Origin of the sequence: Microbacterium sp. CFBP 8801, from assembly GCF_014839455.1 — a bacterium.
In the GTDB taxonomy this organism is placed as follows: Bacteria; Actinomycetota; Actinomycetes; order Actinomycetales; family Microbacteriaceae; genus Microbacterium.
This window is the reverse complement of sequence record NZ_JACYNU010000008.1, coordinates 21,661-43,751: the sequence shown is the minus strand read 5'-3', so window position 1 is coordinate 43,751 and position 22,091 is coordinate 21,661. Positions and strand designations below refer to the sequence as shown.

The 22,091-nt window shown below is 72.3% G+C and carries 16 protein-coding genes; 7 read left to right on the top strand and 9 right to left on the bottom strand.

Going from position 1 to position 22,091, the window contains the following annotated elements:
* Positions 1 to 52 precede the first annotated feature (52 nt).
* A complete protein-coding gene (locus IFR11_RS10815) occupies positions 53 to 1,279 on the top strand; it encodes a DUF5684 domain-containing protein (RefSeq protein ID WP_191916152.1) in 1,227 nt (408 codons plus the stop codon).
* On the opposite strand, the gene IFR11_RS10810 is transcribed toward IFR11_RS10815, so the two are convergent.
* The 9 genes from IFR11_RS10810 to IFR11_RS10765 all read right to left on the bottom strand — a co-directional run bounded on the left by IFR11_RS10810 (position 1,276) and on the right by IFR11_RS10765 (position 10,005).
* Positions 1,276 to 2,601, bottom strand: a complete 1,326-nt coding sequence (locus IFR11_RS10810) for a S8 family serine peptidase (protein WP_191916151.1) — start codon at positions 2,599 to 2,601, stop codon at positions 1,276 to 1,278. The genes IFR11_RS10815 and IFR11_RS10810 overlap by 4 nt on opposite strands.
* Positions 2,598 to 3,932, bottom strand: coding sequence for a type VII secretion protein EccB (eccB, locus tag IFR11_RS10805; RefSeq protein ID WP_191916150.1), 1,335 nt, complete (start codon positions 3,930 to 3,932; stop codon positions 2,598 to 2,600). Before eccB ends, IFR11_RS10810 begins: the two co-directional genes overlap by 4 nt.
* A 4-nt stretch (positions 3,933 to 3,936) precedes the next feature.
* Positions 3,937 to 5,271 (bottom strand): type VII secretion integral membrane protein EccD, encoded by a 1,335-nt coding sequence (eccD, locus tag IFR11_RS10800; RefSeq protein ID WP_191916149.1) that lies wholly within the window; start codon positions 5,269 to 5,271, stop codon positions 3,937 to 3,939.
* A 138-nt stretch (positions 5,272 to 5,409) separates the two neighbouring features.
* Positions 5,410 to 5,697, bottom strand: coding sequence for a WXG100 family type VII secretion target (locus tag IFR11_RS10795; RefSeq protein ID WP_191916148.1), 288 nt, complete (start codon positions 5,695 to 5,697; stop codon positions 5,410 to 5,412).
* 1 nt (position 5,698) lies between these two features.
* A complete protein-coding gene (locus IFR11_RS10790) occupies positions 5,699 to 6,016 on the bottom strand; it encodes a WXG100 family type VII secretion target (RefSeq protein WP_191916147.1) in 318 nt (105 codons plus the stop codon).
* A 1,521-nt stretch (positions 6,017 to 7,537) separates the two neighbouring features.
* On the bottom strand, positions 7,538 to 8,836 hold the full coding sequence (locus tag IFR11_RS10780; protein ID WP_070408678.1) for a S8 family serine peptidase: 1,299 nt from the start codon (positions 8,834 to 8,836) through the stop codon (positions 7,538 to 7,540).
* Positions 8,836 to 9,204 (bottom strand): hypothetical protein, encoded by a 369-nt coding sequence (locus IFR11_RS10775; protein ID WP_055831853.1) that lies wholly within the window; start codon positions 9,202 to 9,204, stop codon positions 8,836 to 8,838. The genes IFR11_RS10780 and IFR11_RS10775 overlap by 1 nt, the downstream gene beginning before the upstream one ends.
* Before the next feature lie 173 nt (positions 9,205 to 9,377).
* A complete protein-coding gene (locus tag IFR11_RS10770) occupies positions 9,378 to 9,665 on the bottom strand; it encodes a WXG100 family type VII secretion target (protein ID WP_070408677.1) in 288 nt (95 codons plus the stop codon).
* 28 nt (positions 9,666 to 9,693) lie between these two features.
* Positions 9,694 to 10,005, bottom strand: a complete 312-nt coding sequence (locus IFR11_RS10765; RefSeq protein ID WP_055831852.1) for a WXG100 family type VII secretion target — start codon at positions 10,003 to 10,005, stop codon at positions 9,694 to 9,696.
* Between the two features lie 292 nt (positions 10,006 to 10,297).
* Here IFR11_RS10765 and IFR11_RS10760 point away from each other — a divergent pair, with 292 nt between their 5' ends.
* The 6 genes from IFR11_RS10760 to IFR11_RS10735 all read left to right on the top strand — a co-directional run bounded on the left by IFR11_RS10760 (position 10,298) and on the right by IFR11_RS10735 (position 21,885).
* Positions 10,298 to 11,659 (top strand): hypothetical protein, encoded by a 1,362-nt coding sequence (locus tag IFR11_RS10760; protein ID WP_156784845.1) that lies wholly within the window; start codon positions 10,298 to 10,300, stop codon positions 11,657 to 11,659.
* A complete protein-coding gene (locus IFR11_RS10755; protein ID WP_055935640.1) occupies positions 11,656 to 12,678 on the top strand; it encodes an RDD family protein in 1,023 nt (340 codons plus the stop codon). Before IFR11_RS10760 ends, IFR11_RS10755 begins: the two co-directional genes overlap by 4 nt.
* Positions 12,675 to 16,676, top strand: coding sequence for a type VII secretion protein EccCa (gene eccCa / locus IFR11_RS10750; RefSeq protein ID WP_055935642.1), 4,002 nt, complete (start codon positions 12,675 to 12,677; stop codon positions 16,674 to 16,676). Before IFR11_RS10755 ends, eccCa begins: the two co-directional genes overlap by 4 nt.
* A gap of 84 nt (positions 16,677 to 16,760) precedes the next feature.
* Positions 16,761 to 18,803 carry a DNA helicase RecQ gene (gene recQ, locus IFR11_RS10745; RefSeq protein WP_441004779.1) on the top strand — a complete coding sequence of 681 codons (2,043 nt, stop codon included), beginning with the start codon at positions 16,761 to 16,763 and terminating at the stop codon, positions 18,801 to 18,803.
* Positions 18,804 to 19,065: 262 nt separating this feature from the next.
* The gene (locus IFR11_RS10740; RefSeq protein ID WP_055935647.1) at positions 19,066 to 21,168 is read left to right on the top strand and encodes an acyl-CoA dehydrogenase family protein; all 2,103 of its coding nucleotides are present in this window, start codon (positions 19,066 to 19,068) and stop codon (positions 21,166 to 21,168) included.
* A 144-nt stretch (positions 21,169 to 21,312) separates the two neighbouring features.
* A complete protein-coding gene (locus tag IFR11_RS10735) occupies positions 21,313 to 21,885 on the top strand; it encodes a DNA-3-methyladenine glycosylase I (RefSeq protein ID WP_191916145.1) in 573 nt (190 codons plus the stop codon).
* Positions 21,886 to 22,091 lie beyond the last annotated feature (206 nt).

Below are 22,091 nucleotides of genomic sequence, written 5' to 3'. Positions count from 1 at the left end.
TCGCGCGCCGCGCGAGACGGTAGCGTCGGAGCAGACCATCGACGGGGGATGCATGAACGCTCTGGGCCTGATCGCCACGACCGCGGGCGCGGTGCTCGTGCTCGCCGTGGTGCTGCACGTCTGGTATGCGATGGGCCTGTCGCGCGTCTTCGCGGCGCGCGGCGCGGAGCCCTGGCGCGCGTGGGTGCCGATCGTGAACGACGCCGAGGTCTTCCGGCTGGGGCGGGTCGACCCGGTGCGCGCCGTGCTGCTGCTCGTGCCTTTCGTCAACGTCTACGCCCTCGTGCTCAAGGCGACCGCGGCGCACCGCCTGGGCGCTGCGTCGGGACGCGGTGCCGGTACGACGGCGCTGGCGCTCGTTCTGCCGCCCGTGTGGGCGGGGATCCTCGCCGCACCCGGAGCGACCCCGGATGCCGCGAAGCCCCACGACGCGAACGACCCCGCGGTCGACGAGGCCGCGGTCGACGACGCCGAGGAGCCCTCGTCGGGTCCCCTGACCGCGGTCCCCGGGGCGGGAACGCCGGCCGCGGCCGCCGGAACCCGCCGCGCTTCGCGCTCGGTCGAGGTCCCCGCCGCCGTACCGGTGCTGGCCGGACCCGTCGACGTCCCCCCTCGGGGTGCGTCGGTCAGCACGACGACGCCCGAGGTCGGATCCTCCGTGCCGGTCGCTCCCCCCTCCGCCTCCGCCGTGCGCGGCGACGATTCCGGCCCGGCCGAGCACGACGGCGTCGCGCCGGTGAGTGCCGCCCCCGTCGCCCCGACCGCCGAGAGCGGCCTCGGGGGGATCGACGCCGCGGACGGACCCGCGGCCGCTGACACCGGCGCGCCGTTCGACCGGGTCGCCGAGACGACCGACGCCACGGCATCCGCCGCCGACCGCGCCGAGATGCCGGTCGCGGCGCCGCTCGACGAATCGACGCAGACCGCTCGGCCCCGCTCCCGCCGCCGGGGGGAGTGGATCCTCGGCCTCCCCGACGGGGAGCAGGTGAGCATCACCGGACGAACCGTCGTGCTCGGACGCAAACCCGCGCAGACCGAGGAATCCGTGCAGTACATCGCGGTCGCCGACGACACGCGCACCATGTCGAAGCAGCATGCGCGGCTCGACTGGACGGTGACGGGCTGGACCATCACCGACCTGGACTCGACGAACGGCGTGACGCTGCTGCACGACGACGGGCGCAGCGAACGGCTGCGCGCGCAGACCCCCGCTCTCGCCCCGGAGCGGTTCCGCCTCGGCGATGCGCAGATCGATCTGCGTCCCGGCGCGATCGCCTAGTCGGCCGGGGCGTCTCCGTAGAGTCCACGGCCCGTGGGAGCGGGGCGGCGGGGCTCGGTCTCTTCGCGGCGTCGGCTCACGAGGACCGCGAGGGCTCCGATCGCGCCCAGCACGATGAGACCGCCGACGCCGATCCCCGTCGCCAGGGTGATGGCCGCGGCATCCGGTCCGGGTCCGACGACCACCGCGACGGCCTCGGGCGTCTGCGTCGGCTGCGGCGTGGACGCGGCACCCGGGAAGGGGCTCTTGGGGCCGCGGAGCCCCGAGCCGGGCACGAGCACGATCGCGTCATAGGGCTGCACGATGCCCCAGCCCGACGAGTTCGAGCGCGTGTCGGGCTGCGGCCGCACGGCCGTCGCCTCGAGGCGGTAGGCCCACTGCGCGGGCGTCTCGTCGGGATGGGCGGCGGCGACGAGGGCCGCCGCGGCCGAGACGTAGGCGGCGGCGTAGCTGGTGGCGGGGGCGTCGGTGGCGACCGCGCAGTCGCCGCCCTGCGGCCACGCCGACGCGATGTTCTGCCCGGGGGCGGCCAGCGCGACATGGGAGCCGCGGATGCTCGCACTCGTGACGACGCCCGCGTCGTTGGCGGCCGCGACCCCGATGGCGCCGGAGAAGCCGGCGGGGTAGCGCGTGCCGTCGGAACCGTTCTCTTCGACCGCGGAGGTGGAGTCGCGGTTGCCGGCGCTGGCGACGACCAGGCTGCCGCGATCGCGGGCGTAGGCGACCGCGTCGGCCAGGGCCGCGTTCTTCTCGGTCGTGCTCATCGAGACGTTGATGATCTGCGCGCCACGGTCGGTCGCGATGCGGATGCCCTCGGCCATGCGTGCGGTGTTCGGACCGAACCCGGCCTCGACCTGCTGATCGGAGTCGCCGGCGTACACGCGCACCGGCAGGATCCGCACCTCGGGGGCGAGTCCCTGAACGCCCGACTTCGGGATGAGCCGGGCCGCGATCTGCCCGGCGATCACCGTTCCGTGCCCGTAGACGTCGGTGCGCCCGATGCCGTCGGTGCCGTCGGGCACGAGGTTGACGCCGGCGATGATCGCGTCGTCGAGGTGGGGGTTCGGGGCGACGCCGGAATCCACGACGGCCACCGTGATGCCCGCGCCGCGGGTGAGCTCCCACGCCGCCTCGCTCTGCAGCTTGTCGAGGGCGGGCGGGGTCTGGCTGATCCGCGTCGCCGCGAGGCACTGGTCGCGCGACGACGACACGACACCGGATGCCGGGCCCGAGGCCTGAGCGGCGGCGGGCGAGGCCGACAGCAGCAGACCCGCGACGAGGATCGCCGCACCGAACCCGCCGGTCCGCCGGCGAAGGGTCACTTCGACCCCGTGGTCGGGGACTGCTGCGCGGCGCTCTCGCTCAACGACGGGCCCGTGCGCAGCAGCGCCGTCCACCCGTCGGTCACGGCGGCGACGTCGGAGGGGGAGTAACCGAGGCGGGCGATGGTCTCGTCGGTGGCGTTCGGCAGCGGGTAGGCCGTGCCCGTGGCATCCACCAGGGTCAGCACGCTCGAGCTCTGGTCGCCGCGGCCTCCGGCGCGCACGAGGGCACCGTGGCTCGGGTCGACCCGTACGCCGGCCGTGATGGGCGCCGAGGCCGGCTGGGTGGCGAGGGCGGTCGTCGCCTGCCCCTCGCCGCCCCGGAGGATCGCGCAGGGGCGCTCGCCGGCGGCGACGGTCTCGAAGCCGGTGCGCGGCCACTCGTCGCCGAGGCCGGTGGGCGCCGTCGAGAGCGTGCGGATCTCGTCGGCGGTGACCTCGGTCACGGAGCCGTTCAGCGCGCTGCCGCTGCCCAGCTGGTAGAGCTGCCAGGCGAGGGGGGTCAGCGCCTCGAGCACCCCGCCGGTCTGCACGAGGAACCGCTCGTCGTCGGCCGAACCGGCCTGCCGGATCACCTGGCCCACCTTGAGGTTGGTCCCGGGCACCGAGGCGCCGTAGTTCTGCAGCGTCAGGGGGGTGAGGGGCGTGCTGGCGGTGAACAGATCGAGCCACGCCGCGGGCACCGTCACCGGCGACAGCGCCGAGATGCCGGCCGCGCGCAGCACGGCGTCGGCGTCGCTGCTCGACACCGCGAAACTGCGACCCCCCAGCACCACGTGCAGGATGCCGTCGACCGAGACGACGACCGCGCGGTCGGTCTCGGTGGCCGGACCGCTCGCCGTGGACAGGCGCACGTCGAGGCCGGCCACGTCGGAGACGCACGCGCTCCACCCGGTGTTGATGAGCCCCGACGCGGGTGGGATCTCGTCGGGCGCTCCCGTGATGCCGAGGGTGTCCCCCACGGGAGTGCCGGCCAGGGTCGCCTGGTCGGTGGAGATCACGCCGAAATCGCTCGCGGGCAGCAGCAGGCGGGCGCTGGCCGTGTTGATGACGGGGTGCAGGACGCCCTCGACGGTGACGAAACGCGCCCCGGTGTCGGAGACGAGCACGAGCTTGCCGTTCTCCCATCCCGTCGGAAGGCCGGGGCGGATCAGCCCGTAGAACACGCCGACCAGCACGACGATGACCGTGAGGGCGATGGCCGCGATGACCGCGCGCAGCGGAGACGTCGGCTGCAGTTCCTTGCCGCCCGGCGCGCCGCTGACGAACGCGGTGAGCAGGCGTCGGCGCGAGAAGTTCTGCGCCTCGATCAGGTCGCCCTTGGTGGCCACGACGTCAGGCCAGACCGGAGGCGATGACCGACAGCGGAAGCAGCGACGCCAGCACCAGCAGTTCGGCGGTGTCGGCGATCCGGATCAGCCGCAGGCGCGTCTTCGGAGCCAGCAGGGTGACGGTGACCACGCTGACGGTGGCGGTCGCGAGCACGACCAGGATGCCGACACGCAGGTCGGGCTGCGTCAGCGAGGCGACCACGCCCGAGACGACGAGACCCAGGATGCCGGTCGTCATCACCGTCAGCACGCCCGCTCGCGCGAACGTCTGCCGGGAGGGGAACATCATGCCGGCGAAGGCCAGGGCGCCCAGGAGCGCCCCCGCGGCGTTCTGCGCGGCGACGAGGGGGACGGCGAGGAGCACGGACGCGGCGAGGGCGAGCCGCAGGGCCATGAGGATGCGCTTGCCCTGCGCCACCCGCTCCGCGACGTCGTCGGCGTCGATGGGCTCCGGTTCGGCGAACATCTCGGCGTCACTCTGCGGCGAGACGATGCGCAGTCGAGTGGTTCCGAGGGCGAGCCACGGGAGTGCGCCGCCGAGGGTCGCGATGATGCCGACCATGAGCGTCCACACGGTCGCGGCGGGGAAGAAGGCGGCGAAGGTGCCCGTGACGCCGATGACCCCGCCGGCGATCAGGGGCGCGAGCTGAAGTTCGGCGCGGTCGCGGGTGAGGGCCAGAGCGACGCCGGCGATCACGAAGGCTCCACCCCCCGCGGCGGCGAGCGGCCAGCCCCAGATGTCGAACGCCGGCGGGACGGCGAGGAACCCCGCCACCGCCGCGAACACGGAGGCCGCCATTCCCAGGCCCTGGCCGGCCTCGCGTTGGCCGAGCCGCGCGACGACGGCCGCCACGACGAGCAGCACGACCGCGCCGCCACCGGCGACCAGGGCGCCGAAGGGGAGGGCACGGCCGGCGGCGAGGAGCAGCACCGCGCAGACGCCGAGCAGGGCCAGGCTGACCGCGAGGGCCGTGCGGGCGTTGTCGCGCGTCGTCCAGGGCCGGTTCTGCTGCGACGTGGCGTCGATGACGGCCTCGACGATGTCGTCATAGACGCGCGGCTGAGCGACGAGCCCGCCACGCACGAGGGTGAGCACCTCTCCGTCGACAATGCCCTGGGCCGAGGCCCCGCGCGACGGATCGACGGTGGTGCCGTCGGCTCGCTGCAGGGCGTAGCCGGCGGAGGTCATCGACGGATCGAGCACCCCGAGCGATCGTGCGAAGCCCGGCAGGAACTCGATGACGGGCACCTGAGCGGGAATCGCGATGTCGAGCCGGCGGCCCTCGCTCTGCACGGACAGGCGCAGCAGCGCCCGTGTGGCGTTCATGACGTCAGCCATCCGCGGCCCCCTCTTTCCGGACCGAAGCCCCCTGCGGTCAGACCCCGAAATCCTATCGTCGGGGCACGGCGTTCCGCGCGCCGAGCACGGGACCGCGCGTCCGATCGGAGCGCCCGGTCACGTGCTCGGTCGACGCGTTCAGCCGAAGCGCGCCGCGGACGCGCGGTCGGCCGTGACGTAGTCGTCGGCGACGTTGTCGGTGGCGGACGAGATGCGGTGCAGGGCGTCCCTCATCTGCTCGAGGGTGGCGCTCCACTGCTGCTGCGCGTTGTTGTAGGCGACCTGGGCGGTGCCCTCCCATTCGCCGCGCAGTCGGGACACCTCGGCATCGAGGCCGCTCAGAGCGGCGTCGATGCGGGCACTCTCGGCGCGCAAGCGGCCGGCCGCAGCGTGCAGGGATTCGGGTGTGACGCGGAGATCACTCATCTCATTCGCCTCCCAGCAGTGAGCCGAGCCCGTGGATCGTCGTGCTGTGCGCTTCTTCGACGGCTTCCTGGTCGCGCGCCGTCGCGGTCAGGGCGGCGCTGAGGGTGACCAGCACGTCGTTGAGACGGTTCGCCCCGGCCGTCCACTCGTTCACCAGCACCCCGTACGCCGTGGCGGCGTCGCCCGTCCAGTTGGCGCGCAGCTCGTCGAGCTCGGCGAGGACCCGGCGGGCGCTGTCGGCGATGTCGGCGTGCGTGCCCTCCACCACTTCGGCGCCTCGGGCGAGGGCGCCCTCGCCCGCGGAGATGCGATCAGACATTGTCCTCACTCCTGTCGGACCCGTCGCGACCGCCCGCCTGGGCGTTCTCGGAACGGGGACCGATCTCTTCGTCGTCTTCCATGCGGGGAGCGATGGGGCCACCGAGGCCGCGTGCCGCCTCGTCCTTTCGGTCGGACCGCGAACCCGGTCCGCCCATCCCACCGACGCCCCGGTTGCCGCCCGCTGCGCCGCGCGTCGCGCCGGACGCGGCGCCCGCGCCGCGTGCTCCGCCCGCGGCGGTCGCCGCNCCGGCCGTACCGCCGCCGGCCGCGCCGCCCATGCCTGCACCGCCCATGCCTGCACCGCGCATGCCCGCGCCGCGTGCCGTCGACGAACCCGCCGCGCCGCCGCCGACACCGCCGAGCCCACCGACACCGCGGGCGCCGGCCCCCCCGCCGGGGGTCTTGCCCAGAAGTCCGCCTGCGCGCCCGCCGGCGCCGCCGCCACCCGCCACGGCCCCGCCGCCGCCGAAGAGGCCGCCACCGGCGCCCCCCGTCGGGGCGCCGACGCGACCGAGCGCGAGGGCGCCGCCGCCGCCGGCGACGAGTCCGGCCGACAGGCCCGAGCCGAGGCCCGCGCCCGGACCACCGGGGGTGCCGATCAGTCCGCCGCCGCCGCCTCCTCCGCCGGGCAGGCTCGGGATGCCGCCGGGAAGAGTGGGCGAGCCCGAGATCGGGCCGTCGGGAGTCGGGTCGGGCGGGATGTTCTCGAGGTCGATCGGCGGTCGGCCGGTCGGCAGGTCGGGGTGGCCGTTCGGGAAAGGACCGTACTCGCTCGGGCCCGAGGGAGTGCCGGGCAGCGTCTCGTAGTCGCCGGGGGTCTCACCCGTCGAGGGGGGCGGAATGTCGATGCCGCCGTTTCCCCCGCTGCTACCGCCGCCGCCGGGGCCGAGCGGCGACACGTCCCAATTCGGGTACTGCTCGATGCTCCGACCGCCGACGCGTCCCGGTCCGGGTTGCGAGCCGGGCGTCGGTGCGGGCGACGGATCGTCGTCGGGCGTGGCCGTCGGGTTGAACGGCGGCGGGTTGGTCATCGAGATCTGGTCGAGCTCGTCGGAGTGCGCTTGAAACTTCGTCCTCGCGTCGTCTTCGCGTCGATCCGCCAGGTAGCCGTTGATGACGTTGGTGGCACCTTCGCCCGCGAGGAACGACACGGGACCGAGCATGAAGGTGGAGCCCATGGCGGCCCCGCGGACCGCGATCTCCTGCCCGGGAGTCATCTCCCCGGCGGGCAGCGAGGCCAGCGAGTCCCGCGCGCGCGAACGGATGTCGTTGGCATCAGCGAGGTATCGGGGGATCTCGTCTTCGACGTAGCCGATCTGCTTCGAGACCTCGGACGCGGTGGAGCTGAAAGCCGCTTGCGCCGACGTTCCCGCTCGTCCCACCAGGCCCGGGTCGCTGGCGACGCGATCGAGGACGTTCTTGAGCGCCGTGAGGCCGCTCACCAACTCGGTGCGCGTCGGAACGTCCCATGGAACGCCACCCTCGGCGAGGCGCTGCAGGCGCAGTTCCCAGTCTCCGGTCATGACGACTTTCCTCCCTCTGCCTTACGGCGTCGGCTGATGGTGATGATGACGATGGTGATGACGATCGCGAGGACCACGAACCCGACGACCGCGCCGATGATCCAGGGGACGAGCGCCCCGATGTCGAAGCCGCTGGGCTCGTCGCCGTAGGCGTCGAAGCTGCGGGACCGCGCAGCGGGGGCGACGTAGCCCTGCGTCTTGGCGGTGGCGATCTGTTCCGCGGTCGGCATTCCCGCGGGCTTGTCCATCAGCGGGGTCTCATCGGGGTACTGCAGCGGATCGACGGAGAGAAGCGACGACAGCCAAGCGGCGCCGTAGCCGTAGCCGTCATCGGTGCGGGCCGGCGTGTGCACCTCGTCGTTCGTGGTGGCGATGAGGGCCTGCACCAGCTGGTTCCCCGTCGCCTGGGGCGTCTTCTGGGCGGCCAACGCGAGCATTCCCGCGACCAGGGGAGCGGTGTTCGACGACCCCGTCCCCGATCCGGTGGCCGACCAGTCGCCCTCGCGCCCCACCCCGGGGATCCGGAACCCTCCGGCGACCACGGTGGTGTGGGTGATGACGTAGTCCGAGCCGTCCGAGCTCTTCTGGATGTGGCCTTCGCGATCGATGGCCGTGGTGGTCACGACGCCGTTGAGCGCACCGACCGAGGTCTCGGAGTCGCCGAGTTGGCTGGGGTTCGCCGAGGCGCTGACGACGGCGACACCCTTCGCGATGGCGTAGGCGATCACCGGGGCGTCCCGCTCGTCCCAGGGCTGGCCGACGGCCGTGTAGACGATCTCGTTGCCGTCGTCGACGGCGGTCTTGACCGCCAATCCGAATTCGCTGATGTCCTCGTCGGAGTTGACGTCGCACCGCTCGTCGCTCTCGGGCCCGTATCCGTAGACGGTGACGTCGGCGTCGGGGGCCACACCGTTGATGTTGCCCGACCCGGTTCCGTTGCCGATGAGCAGTGCGGTCATCGTGGTTCCGTGACGCGCTGCCGAGTTGGCATCCGCCGTCTTCACCTCGGGGGCGTTGGAGCAGATCGGGAAGTCCGAGATGCGGAGGTTGCGTCCCTCGAACACCGGGAGGTCGGGATTGATCTGCTTCTCGATGACTCCGACCTTGACGCCCGCGCCGGTGAGGCCGGCCGCGTGCGCCGCGTCGACGCCGTAGGTGGAGTACCAGAATGCGAGGTTCTCTTGCGGGTTGTCGCTCTCGCCCTCCGCGAGGGCGGGGGAGGCGGCGCCGAAGGAGACGATGGTGGCGACGAGAACGGCGCCGACGGCGCGGCCCGCGGAACGGGGCGCGCTCATCACAGAGGGATGTTCCGACTCGAGAACGGCGATCGGCTGCCCGCCGACGGGGGCGTCGCCGCCGCGTCGATCAGCGAGAGGGCGTTGGTGGCGTCGCTGGCGTTCATCTCGTCGCGATCGCGGAGCGTGGTGACGGCCTGAGCGAGCGCCTCGGCGTTCTGCTGGACGTACTGGCGTACCTCTTCGATGCGCATACCCAGCATCTGGGCGCGCTGCTCGAGGTGCGACGTGAATGCGGCCGCGGGGACCTCGGTCGAGTTGCCTTCGACCATCGCGATGACGGCGGCGGACGGCAGCTGATCGGTCGATGTCGTCAGCGTGCTCGAGTTGTGAAGGGGAAGGTCGCCTTCGTAGCCGATGTCAGACATGGGATCACTCGTTTCTCGAGGTCAGAAGAGGGTGATGCGCGGAGTCTCCGCGCCCGCGACGCCGGGCCGGGGCGGTGCGGGCGACTCCGACGGCGGCGCAGCGCCGCAGAAGAAAGCCCGTCAGGGCCGAAAGAACCGGCGGTCGCGAGTCGCGACCGCCGGCTCGATGCGACTCAGACGAAGCGGCCGGCGGCGGACTTGTCGGTCGAGGTGTAACCCTGGGCCATCTCGTCGGTCTTGGCGGCGATCTGCTGGAGCAGTTCGTTCAGGCGCGTGATGGACTGCGTCCACTGAGCCTGGGCCTGGTCGTAAGCGGTCTGCGCTTCACCGTCCCAGGAGGCGCGCAGCGCGCCGACCTGCGACTCGAGGTCGTCGAGACGGGTGCGGATGCCGGAGGCACCGTTGCGGATCTGACCGGAGAGGGCGATGACCTGCTCGGGACGAACGGACATGGACTGCATGGGAGTTCCTTCTTTCGTGTCGAGCGGGTCAGCCGAGCAGCGAGCCCAGGTTGCCGATGGTCTGCTGGTGCGACTCTTCCGAGGCCGCCTGGTCGCGCTCGGTGCCGCGCAGAGCGTCTTCGAGCGTGACGAGTACGTTGTTGAGCTTGGTGGTCTCTTCGTTCCACCGCTGCATGAGCTGCGTGTAGGAACCGGCGGCGGCGCCGGTCCAGAAGCCGGCCACCTGGTCGAGCTCGGTACGAACCTTGCGAACCTGCTCGTCGATGCCCGACTTCGCGGTGTTGACCGCTTCGGCTCCGCGACGAAGCGCACCCTCCTGGGCTGCGATGAGATCTGCCACGTCTGTCTCCTCGTTGTTCCTCCGGGCGCGCCCGGGCGTTGCGGATCATGTCTTCACGCACGGGAATCGGACCCGGACGCGGGATCGATGGAACAACCGGAGCCCCCCACCGACCCACTGAATGTACGTAAAGGAGGGGGTCACGGCAAGCCTCTTGCGCAAACCCAAAAATGACAAAATTCTCATCTTCACACCCCGGCCGTCGAGGACCACGCGGCCGGTGCCGGGCGGCTACGCTGGTGCGGTTCCCGCGCCTTCCGAGGCGGACGGGCGGCGAGAACGAGGGGGACCGTTGAGCGCTGAGGTGGTGCACGGGCGACGTGTCGCGCTGGTCGACGGCGCCACGCGGTTCGATCTCGTGGTTCCGCTGCACGCCAGCGTCGACGACGTCCTGCGCGCCGCGGCCGTCACGGGCGACGGCGTGCGGGTGGTGGGCATCGCCGGCCGCGAGATCGATCGGTCCACGACCATGCGCTCCCTCGACGACGGCTCCGTCCTGGTCCTCGTCGATCCCGCGGCCTCGTTCGCCGCCGCGACCGCCGACGCGAAGCGGCCCGTTCTCGCCCGTCGGGCACCGGCCGTGTGGTCGGTGCTGGCGGCGGGGGGCGGCATCCTGGCCCTTCTGCGTCTCCTCGGCGGCGACGCCCTTCCGGCGTCGGTCCGCGTGCCGGTCGCGGTCGTCGCGCTGATCGCCGCGCTGGCCTCGGCCACCGCGTTCTCACTGTCGGCCCGCTCGACCACGTCGACCCTCGTTCCCGTGGTCGCCCTGATCTCGCTCGCGTTCGGGGGAGGGGTGGCCGTCGTCCCCGACGTGCCGGCGTCGTCGGCGTCGGTGGCCGTGTTCACCGGGCTGCTCGGCGGGGCGATCCTCGCCGGCGTCATCGGCGTGCTCGGCGCTCCCGAGACCCTGCGCGCGCAGGGTCGGACGGCCGCGATCGTGGTGGGCGTGCTCGCGGGCGTCTGGGGCCTCTCTCTTCTTCTGCATCTCGACCCCACCGCGCCCGCGGCCGTCACGCTCGGTCTCGTCCCCGTCGCGCAGCGCGTGCTGCAGGCGAGCCTCGTCGACGTCGCGCCCGGCACGTTCGTCGACTACGCCCGGTTCCAGACCACGCGGTGGACGGTGCGGCAGAGCCTGCCCGACGAGGTGCGCACGATCGAGGCGGCCGATGCCGACGCCCTGGTCGAGCGCTCCACGGCGCGACTCACCATCGGGGTGCTGCTGCTGATCCTGGCGGGGGCGGCCAGCGCGTTCACCGCGCTGCCGTCGTTCCCCTCCGACGATCCGGTGATCCTGGGCGGGCGGATCGCCCTGGCGACGACGGTCGTGCTGGCGTTGCTGCTCGGCTCGCGCAAGAGCACCGTGCCGTTCCTCCGCTGGGTCGAGCGAGCGGGAGCCGCCGTCGTCCTGGCCGCGGTGCTGGTGGCGCTGCTCCCCGCGATCTCGTCGGGCCTGCTCGTGGTGATCGCCGGCATCTGCCTCGCGGTGGGTCTCGGATGCGCGCTGCTGACGGTGCCCATCGGCCGCGGCTTCCGCTCCCTCGGCTGGTCGCGCACGGGCGACGTCTTCGAGGCGCTCGCGACGGCTCTGTCGCTCCCGGCGGGCATGCTCGCCGCCGGAGCGATCGAGATCGCGCGTGCGATGATGGCGACATGACGCAGACGCCGCCGTTCGGCGCGCCCGCGACGGTGGGGGTGCGCGTGGGCGCCTTCAGCGTCGACGCCGCCCTCGTGGTCATCGCCGCGGGCGTGGCATCGCTTCTCGGCTCTCCCGTCCTCGGTGCCGCGGTCGCGGCCGAGGCATTGTTGGGCCTGTGGATCCTGCAGGCGCGTCGGGGGTCGACCCCCGGTGCGCTGCTGTTCGGTGTGCGCACCTCGCGGATCGAGGCGCCGCTCGTCCCGGGCGCCGGGCGCGCCTTCGTGCGCGGCCTGCTCGTCGTGCTCGGCGGGCTGGTGCTCGTGGCGGGGGCGTGGGTCGTCGTGGCCTCGGCCGCCTTCGACCGCTCGGGTCGGCGACGCTCGTGGGCGGATCGCGCGGCGGGAACGGTCCTTCTGGCCGTCCCGCGGGGCGAGAAGGCCCCGGATGCCGACGACCCCCGCGCTCTGTCGGAGCCCACGGTCCATGCGCGACCGGCGTCACCGCGCGAACCCCTCCGCGTCGACGCCGGCGTGGCGGCGCTTCCGTCCGCCCCCGAGTGGGATTCCCCGCTCATCGCGATCGAGGCGCCCACGTCGGCGGGCGCACGCCCGGCCCCCGTGGCTCCGGCCGCGACCGTCGACGCCGACGGTGACGGCGACGCCGCGCCGACTCCGCGCACCGGTGTGACGGGCGCCGAGCTGCTGGTCGTCTTCGACACCGGCCAGCGCGCGCAGTTCGCACTCCCCGCCGCGGTCAACTTCGGGCGCGCACCGGTCGCCGATCAGGCCGGCGACGTACTCATCGCGGTCGACGACCCCGACCGCCTCATCTCCAAGACGCACCTGCGCCTCGAACACGACGGCGAGGTGGCGTGGGTCATCGACGCCGGATCGACGAACGGCTCCGAGCTCATCGACGACGACGGCGCCGTCCATCCCCTCCCTCCCGGTGCGCGCACCCTGCTCGAGGACGGCACCCGCGTGCGCCTCGGCGAACGCGTCTTCACCCTCAGCCGCCTGATCGGAGGTCCCGCGTGAGCACGGGTCCGCGCATCGCCCCGCCGTCGCTGCCGAACGGGCGGATCGTGCTGCAGCCGCCGCCCGAGCTCGTGCCGAACGAGGGCGGCAGCGGCATCCTGACCTCGCTCCTGCCGATGCTCGGCAGCGTGGGCGCCATCGTGATGGTCACCATCTCGAACAGCGGGCCGACGGGCTTCCTCATCGGAGGCATGTTCCTGCTGTCGTCGCTGGGCTTCGTCGCCGTCAACGGCTGGCGTCAGCGCGCCCAGCGCAACGCCGAGGTGCTGGGCAATCGGCGCGAGTACCTCGCGTACCTGTCCGACCTCCGCGAGACGGTGCGGGTCGCCGCGCGCAAGCAGCGTCGCCACGGCGGATGGATCATGCCCGCTCCCGCCGCCCTGCCCTACATCGCCGAGGAGCGGTCCCGCGTCTGGGAACGCCAGCCGGGCGACGAGACGTTCCTCCTCGCGCGCATCGGCGTCGCCGACCAGCCGCTCAGCCTCGCCCTCGAGGCACCCGAGCTGCCGCCCCTGGCGCAACTCGATCCGGTCGCCGCCTCGGCCGCCCACCGCTTCATGCTGACGCACGAGATCCAGCGCGACCTTCCCCTCGGCTTCCCCCTCGGCGACTACGCGCGCATCGAGCTCGTGGGCGCCGACGAAGACGCCGTGCGCAGCCTCGCGCGCTCGCTCGTCGCCTCGGCGGCGACGCTGCACGATCCCGAAGACGTGATCGTCGCGGTGCTCGCCGGCCCCGCGCAGACGGCCGCCTGGGACTGGGTGAAGTGGCTGCCGCACGCGATGTCGTCGCGGGTGCAGGACCGACTCGGCCCCGCGCGCATGATCTCGGGCTCGCTCGACGAGCTCGTCGACATGCTGCCGACCCAGCTCGCCGGTCGTCCGCGGTTCGCGCCCGGCGGCGGGGTCACCCCGCACGTCGTGCTCGTCGTCGACGGTGTCGACACGATGGCGCACGCCTCGTTCGCGGGGCTCGAGGGCGCGCAGGGCGTCACCGTGATCGACCTGCCCGCGCGGTGGGACGAGCTCGACGATCCGTCGATCGCGCGCGTGGCGCTCGCCGAGACCGTGGCTCCCGTGCGGCCCCGCCGCGGCGAGACCGCGGCCGTCGTCGCGCCCGCGGAGTTCATCGACGGCGCGGGGCGCGCGCAGACCTTCTACCCGGATGCCATGACCATCGCCGAGGCCGAGGCCACCGCGCGCCGGCTCATGCCGCTGCGGCCCGCGCCCATGGTGGTAGTCGACGCGCCGACGACGCAGGGTCAGGCCGAGCTGACGGAACTGCTCGGCCTTCCCGACGTGCGCGCGGTCGACTTCGACCAGGCGTGGAGCCCGCGCCTCGAGCGCGACCGCTTGCGCGTCCCGATCGGTCAGGAGCCGTCGGGGGCGCCGCTCATCCTCGACCTGAAGGAGTCCGCCTCGCAGGGTATGGGGCCCCACGGCGTGATGGTGGGGGCGACCGGTTCGGGTAAGTCCGAGGTGCTGCGCACCCTCGTGCTCGCGCTCGCGATGACCCACTCGCCCGAGCAGTTGAACTTCGTCCTCGTCGACTTCAAGGGCGGCGCGACGTTCGCGGGCATGGCCGACATGCCCCACGTCTCGGCCGTCATCACCAACCTGGGGGCCGAGCTCGCTCTGGTGGACCGCTTCCAGGACGCCCTGCAGGGCGAGATCGTGCGCCGTCAGGAGCTGCTGCGCGCGTCGGGCAACTTCGCCAACGTCGGCGAGTACGAGGCGGCGCGCCGCGGCGGGCGCTCCGACCTGGCTCCGCTCCCGGCCCTGCTGGTCGTCGTCGACGAGTTCTCCGAGCTGCTGTCGGCCAAACCCGAGTTCGTCGACAGCTTCCTCAACATCGGGCGCGTCGGCCGATCGCTCCACGTGCACCTGCTCCTGGCATCCCAGCGCCTCGAAGAGGGCAAGCTGCGCGGGCTCGACACGTACCTGTCGTACCGGATCGGTCTGCGCACCTTCTCGGCCGCCGAGTCGCGCACGATCATCGGCACGCCCGACGCGTACACGCTGCCGCAGGAACCGGGCGTGGGCTTTCTCAAGAGCGACACCGAGAACCTCGTGCAGTTCCGCGCGGCGTACGTGTCGGGGCGGCCGAGGGGTAACCCCGGCGTCGCCGTCGACGAGTTCGACGCCGTCTCGTCGGGGCCCGCGCGGGTCGAGGTGTTCACGGCCATGGCCCAGCCCGACGACGACACCGACATCGAGATGGATGCCGCGCCGGCGGCGATCTCGGCGCCCGTCGCCGAGAAGCGGTCGACGTTCCAGATCGCCGTGGACCGCATGAAGGACCGCGGGCCCGAGGCCCACCAGGTGTGGCTGCCGCCGCTGGCCGAACCGTCCCCCCTCGACGAGCTCATGCCCGACCTGGCGGAAGACCCCGTGCTGGGCCTCGTCTCGCGCCGGTGGCGTGACGCCGGAGCCCTCACCGTGCCGATCGGTGTCGTCGACATCCCGCTGGAGCAGCGCCGCGACCACCTCACGGTCTCGCTTGGCGGTGCGGCCGGTCACGTCGCGATCGTCGGCTCGCCGCTGAGCGGCAAGTCCACGCTCGCGCGCACCCTCGTCTCGGCGCTGGCGCTGACGGGCACCCCGCAGGAGCTGCAGTTCTTCGTGCTCGATTTCGGCGGCGGCGGCTTCACGGCGATGCAGCGGCACCCGCACGTGGCCGGTGTCGCCACGCGAACCGAACCCGAGGCCGTGCGTCGCGCGGTGGCCGAGGTCGAGGCCGTGCTCGATGCGCGCGAGCAGTACTTCCGCCGCAACGCCGTCGATTCGATCGAGACGTACCGCTCGCGACGGCGCGACGGTCGGCTCGACGACGGCTTCGGCGACGTCTTCCTCGTGGTCGACGGGTGGTCGACGCTCCGGGCCGAGTTCGAGCCCCTCGAAGCCCGCATCCAGACGATCGCCGCGCGCGGCCTGAGCTTCGGCGTGCACGTCGTGGTGACCGCGAACCGGTGGCTCGAGATCCGCGCGGCACTGAAAGACCTCATCCAGACGCGGGTCGAGCTGCGTCTGGGCGACCCGACCGACTCCGACGTCGACCGCAAGCAGGCGGCCAACGTGGCCGCGGGCCAGCCCGGCCGTGGCCTCAGCGCGACCAAGCTGCAGATGCTCACCTCGGTGCCGCGCATCGACGGCTCCGGCGACGCGGGCACCCTCGCCGACGGTGTGGCCGACATGATCGGCAAGGTCGCCGCCGCCTGGCACGGCGAGCCCGGCCCGAAGATGCGACTGCTCCCCGAGACCATCTCGCTCGACGAGGTGCGTGCGCTCGCCGCGCCCGACGACCCGCGCCTGCTGCTCGGCATCGAGGAGGCGCAGCTGTCGCCCTTCGGCGTCGACCCGCGCCTCGAGTCGCACCTGTTCGTCTACGGCGACTCGGGAATGGGCAAGTCGGCGTTCCTGCGGGGCGTGGCGAAAGAGATCCAGCGCCTATACACGCCCGCCGAGGCGAAGATCTTCGTCGTCGACTACCGTCGCGCGCTGCTCGGTGAGATCCCCGACGACTACCTCGGGGCCTATCTCACCTCGCACGATCTGGCCACGGGCGGAATGAACGACCTTGCGCAGTACTTCTCCACGCGCATCCCCGGCCCCGACGTGACCCCCACGCAGCTGCGCGAACGCAGCTGGTGGAAGGGCGCCGAGGGCTTCATCCTGGTCGACGACTACGACCTCGTCGCCACCAGCCAGGGCAACCCCCTGGCGGTGTTGCAGCCGCTGCTGGCGCAGGCCGGCGATCTCGGTCTGCACGTCATCCTGACGCGTCGGTCGGGCGGTGCGAGCCGAGCGGCCTACGACCCGATCATCCAGCGCTTCACCGATCTCGGCGTGACCGGCATCCTGCTGGGGGGAAACCCCGAAGAGGGCGCCTTGATCGGTCGGGTCAAGCCCGAGCGGGCAGCGCCGGGTCGGGCGCAGATCGTCAGCCGCGAGCACGGTCTCGTCGCCTCGCAGCTGGTCTTCTCGCCGCCGACGAGCTGATCACCCCTCCTCCCCACCGCCCCGGCCTCCCCCGATGGAGGTCGGGGCGGTGTCGGTGTCGGTGGGGCGGGTTACCGTGGAGGGGTGACATATCCCGGCGCCGCACCCGAGTCGTACGCCGACGCGCCGCCCGAGTCGTACGACACCCCCGACGACCCCTACGCGGGAGCGGACTGGGACCCCGATCTGTTCGCCCCGCCCGACGACCTCGACGCCCCGCCGCCGCCGACGGATGCCGCGAACTCGCGGTTCGCCCGCGCCGCGGTCGCGACGGGCACCGCTCGTGAGCTCCCGGCCGTGCGCGACTTCACCGGACGCGATCCGCGCGAGGTACTGCACGAGGTCTACGGCTACGACGCGTTCCGCGGCGACCAGGCCGACATCGTGCAGCACGTCGTCGACGGCGGCGACGCGGTGGTGCTCATGCCCACCGGCGGCGGCAAGAGCGTCACGTACCAGGTGCCCGCCCTCGTGCGCCCGGGCACGGGCCTGGTCGTCAGCCCGCTGATCGCCCTCATGCACGACCAGGTCGAGGCGCTCATCGCCAACGGCGTTCGTGCCGGGTACCTCAACTCCACGCAGGCCCCCGCCGAGCGGCAGGCGGTGGAACAGGCCTTCCTCGCCGGCGAGCTCGATCTGCTCTACGTCGCCCCCGAGCGCCTCAACGGCGCGCAGACCCTGGGGCTGCTGTCGCGCGGACGCCTGAGCGTCATCGCGATCGACGAGGCCCATTGCGTGTCGCAGTGGGGTCACGACTTCCGCCCCGACTACCTCGCGCTGGGCGACCTCGCCGAGCGCTTCCCCGGTGTGCCGCGCATGGCCCTCACCGCCACAGCGACCACGGCGACCGCGCAAGAGATCGTCGAACGTCTCCGTCTGCGCGACGCCCGCGGGTTCGTCGCCAGCTTCGATCGCCCGAACATCCAGTACCGCATCGACGCCAAGGTCGACCCGCGTCGTCAGCTGGTGCAGTTCATCAAGGCGCAGCCCGAGGGCTCGGCCGGCATCGTGTACGCGCTCAGCCGCAAGAGCGTCGAGCAGATGGCGGCGTACCTCTGCACGCAGGGGCTCGACGCGCTGCCGTACCACGCCGGTCTCGACGCCTCGGTGCGGGCGGCGAACCAGTCGCGCTTCCTCCGCGACGACGGCGTCATCATGGTCGCCACGATCGCCTTCGGAATGGGCATCGACAAGCCCGACGTGCGCTTCGTGGCGCACATCGACCTGCCGAAGTCCGTCGAGGGTTACTACCAAGAGACGGGCCGCGCGGGCCGCGACGGCGATCCCTCGGTCGTCTGGATGGCCTACGGCTTGGGCGATGTCGTGCAGCAGCGTCGCATGATCGACCAGTCGCCGGGCGACCGCTCGTACAAGATGCGCCTCGGGCAGCATCTCGACGCCATGCTGGCGCTGTGCGAGACGGTCGGATGCCGTCGGCAGAACCTCCTCGAGTACTTCGGGCAGAAGTCCGACCCCTGCGGCAACTGCGACACCTGCCTCACCCCGCCCGACACCTGGGACGGCTTGGTCGCGGCGCAGAAGCTGCTGTCGACCATCGTGCGTCTACAGCGCGAGCGGGGCCAGGCGTTCGGTGCGGGCCACCTCATCGACATCCTGCGCGGAGCCAAGACCGAGCGCATCGCCCAGCAGGGGCACGACCGACTGAGCACCTACGGACTCGGCGCCGACCTGTCCGATCAGGACTGGCGCAGCGTCATCCGTCAGCTCCTCGCCCGCGGGATCATCGCCGCGCAGGGCGATTACGGCACGCTCGCGCTCAGCGAGGCGTCGGCCGGGGTGCTTCGGGGCGAGTCGCCCGTTCCCCTTCGCCGCGATGCTCTCGGGCGCACGGGCGGCGGCGGTGGTTCGACCCGGCAGCGCAAGTCGAGCGCCGACGACGTCGCGCCCGCCGATCGCGACCTGTTCGAGGCTCTGCGCGCCTGGCGCGCCGAGAAGGCCCGCGAGCAGGGGGTTCCGGCGTACATCGTCTTCGGTGACGCCACTCTGCGCGCGATCGCGGCGGCGCGACCCGCCTCGACCGGCGACCTCGACGGCATCACCGGCATCGGTGCCAAGAAGCGCGAGGCGTACGGCGACGGCATCCTCACGGTGGTCGCGGCGAACTGACGGGACGACAGGGCGCCGTTTCCGCGGCGGCGGCGGCCCAGCTCCAGCGGTCGACGCCCGCGGTCGAGCGGGGTGAGCACGCGGTGGGTGCTGCCGACGCCTCCGGCGCGCGGTCAGCGCATCCTCGGAAATGGTGACCCCCCACAACCCCTGGGCCCCACGTCCGCCCGACGAGTTGTGAACATCCCACAGTGCGATTGCCGGGACGTTGTGGGACACCTACCGTGGGGGTATTCCTTTGCAACGTCGAAAGGTGCCGAGAATGACCGACGCCGCCGTCCGTCCCACCACGCCCGCCACGAGCACGCGTACCCCCGTCGGGGGAGCCCCCGCCGCCCCGCACACCGCCGCCGAGGCTGCCGAAGCGCGCATCGACACCGAGCGGGTCACCGACCTGCTGCTCGGCACGTGGGCCGACACCCGCCGCCAGGCGCGCGAGATGCTCAAGGATCCCGCGCTGTGGCGCGACGATTCGCTGGGCATGGACGCCCACCGCGAGCGCACGCTCAGCCAGCTGCACCTCCTGGTGCAGAACAAGGCGGTGCACCGGGCCTTCCCGAAGCGCTTCGGCGGAGAAGAGAACAACGGGGCCAACATCGCCGGCTTCGAGGAGCTGGTGGCGGCCGACCCCAGCCTGCAGATCAAGTCGGGTGTGCAGTGGGGCCTGTTCGGCTCGGCCGTGCTGCAGCTCGGCACCGCCGAGCACCACGACAAGTGGCTCCCCGGCATCATGAGCCTCGAGATCCCCGGCGCCTTCGCCATGACCGAGACCGGCCACGGCTCCGACGTCGCCGCGATCGGCACGACGGCGACCTACGACGCCGACACCGAGGAGTTCGTCATCCACACGCCCTTCCGCGGTGCGTGGAAGGACTACCTCGGAAACGCGGCCCTGCACGGCAAGGCCGCGACGGTGTTCGCGCAGCTCATCACGAACGGCGTCAACCACGGTGTGCACTGCTTCTACGTGCCGCTGCGTGACGAGTCGGGCGCCTTCCTGCCCGGCATCGGCGGCGAGGACGACGGCCTCAAGGGCGGTCTGAACGGCATCGACAACGGCCGTCTGCACTTCGACCACGTTCGCGTCCCGCGCACGAATCTGCTCAACCGCTACGGCGACGTCGCCGCCGACGGCACCTACTCGAGCGACATCGCCAGCCCCGGCCGCCGCTTCTTCACGATGCTCGGCACGCTCGTGCAGGGCCGCGTCTCGCTCGATGGGGCCGCCGCGTGGGCCTCGGCCATCGGCCTCACCATCGCCATCACCTACGGCAACCAGCGCCGTCAGTTCGACTCGGGCAGCGGCACCCCCGAGGTGACCCTGCTCGACTACGGCAAGCACCAGCGGCGTCTGCTGCCGCGCCTGGCGACGACGTACGCCGAGATCTTCGCTCACGACGAGTTCCTGCAGAAGTTCGACGGCGTCTTCAGTGGCGCGCTCGACACCGATGCCGACCGCGAAGACCTCGAGACCCTCGCCGCAGCCCTCAAGCCGCTGTCGACCTGGCACGCGCTCGACACCCTGCAGGAGTCCCGCGAGGCCTGCGGCGGCCAGGGCTTCCTGTTCGAGAACCGTCTCGTGGGCCTGCGCGCCGATCTCGACATCTACGTCACCTTCGAGGGCGACAACAACGTGCTGCTGCAGCTCGTCGGCAAGCGTCTGCTCGCCGATTACGCCCGGTCGTTCAAGGGCAAGGATGCCAAGCAGCTCGCCGCCTTCGCCGTGGGCCAGACGGCCGGGAAGCTCTTCCACGGTGCCGGCATGCGCCAGCTCGGTCAGGCCGTCAGTGACTTCGGCTCCACCGCGCGCTCGGTCGAGAAGGGGCTCCGCGCCGAGCAGCAGCACGAGCTGCTGGCCGGCCGCGTGCAGCAGATGATCGCCGACATCGCGGGGCGCCTGCGTCCGGCATCCAAACTGTCGCGTGAAGACGCCGCCGCCCTCTTCAACGAGAACCAGTCCCAGCTCATCGAGGCGGCGCGTGCGCACGGCGAGCTCCTGCAGTGGGAGGCCTTCACCGACGCGATCAACCGGATCGACGACGACGGCACCCTGCGGGTGCTCACCTGGTTGCGCGACCTGTTCGGCCTGCAGCTCATCGAGAAGCACCTCGCCTGGTACCTCATCAACGGGCGCCTCTCGACGCAGCGCGGTGCCGCGGTGTCGAGCTACATCGACCGCCTGTGCGCGCGTCTGCGTCCGCACGCGCAAGACCTGGTCGACGCCTTCGGCTACGGTCCCGAGCACATCCGCGCCTCGATCGCGTCGGGTGTCGAAGACGATCGGCAGAACGAGGCGGCGTCGTACTACGCCGCGCAGCGGGCGTCGGGCACCGCCCCCGTTCCCGAGAAGAAGCCCGCGAAGTAGCGGCGTTCCGCGGCGAGAACAAGCTCCGCGCGAACAGGCCGATCTCCCCCGGATCGGCCTGTTCGCGGCTGTGTCGCCTGCTCTCGTGACCGCCTTGTCGGGCCGGCGCCCCGCCGTGTCGGCGGCCCCCTCTAGCCTGGGCGTATGACCGACCTGGTGACCGGCGCCGACGGCGTCGTCCGATGCGCGTGGGCGGGCTCCGACGCCGAGTATCAGCGGTACCACGACGAGGAGTGGGGCTCCACGCTGCGCGGCGATCGCCCGCTCTTCGAGAAGCTCAGTCTCGAGGGCTTCCAAGCCGGGCTCGCCTGGATCACGATCCTGCGCAAACGCCCGCGCTTCCGCGAGGTCTTCCACGACTTCGCCCCCGAGGTCGTCGCCGCGTTCGGTCCCGACGACGTCGCGCGTCTGCTGCAGGATGCCGGGATCATCCGCCACCGGGGCAAGATCGAGGCGGTGATCGGCAACGCGGCCATCGTGGCCGCCCTGGCCGAGGGCGAGTTCGACGCGCTGATGTGGTCGTTCGCCCCCACCGCGCACACGCCGCCCGCGACGTTCGCCGAGGTGCCGGCCGTCACACCGGAATCCACCGCGATGAGCAAAGAGCTGCGGCGCCGCGGATTCCGCTTCGTCGGCCCGACCACGATGTACGCCCTCATGCAGTCCTCCGGCATGGTCGACGACCACGTCGCCGGCTGCTGGCGCGCGTCGCGCTGAGGCCGACCGGAGTCGCCGATTCCGCGTGTCGCCACTGGAGGCGGTAGGCTGTTCGATTGGAGCGTTCCGCTCCCAGCGTCGTCGAACGCACCGGCCCCTCTCTCGGGCCTTTGACCTTCACGGCGAACGGATGCGCCACCCGGCGCCTTCGCCCATTGCAGCCGCAGCATCGCGGCATCCCGAACCGCCGTGCGTGCCCGCGCGCC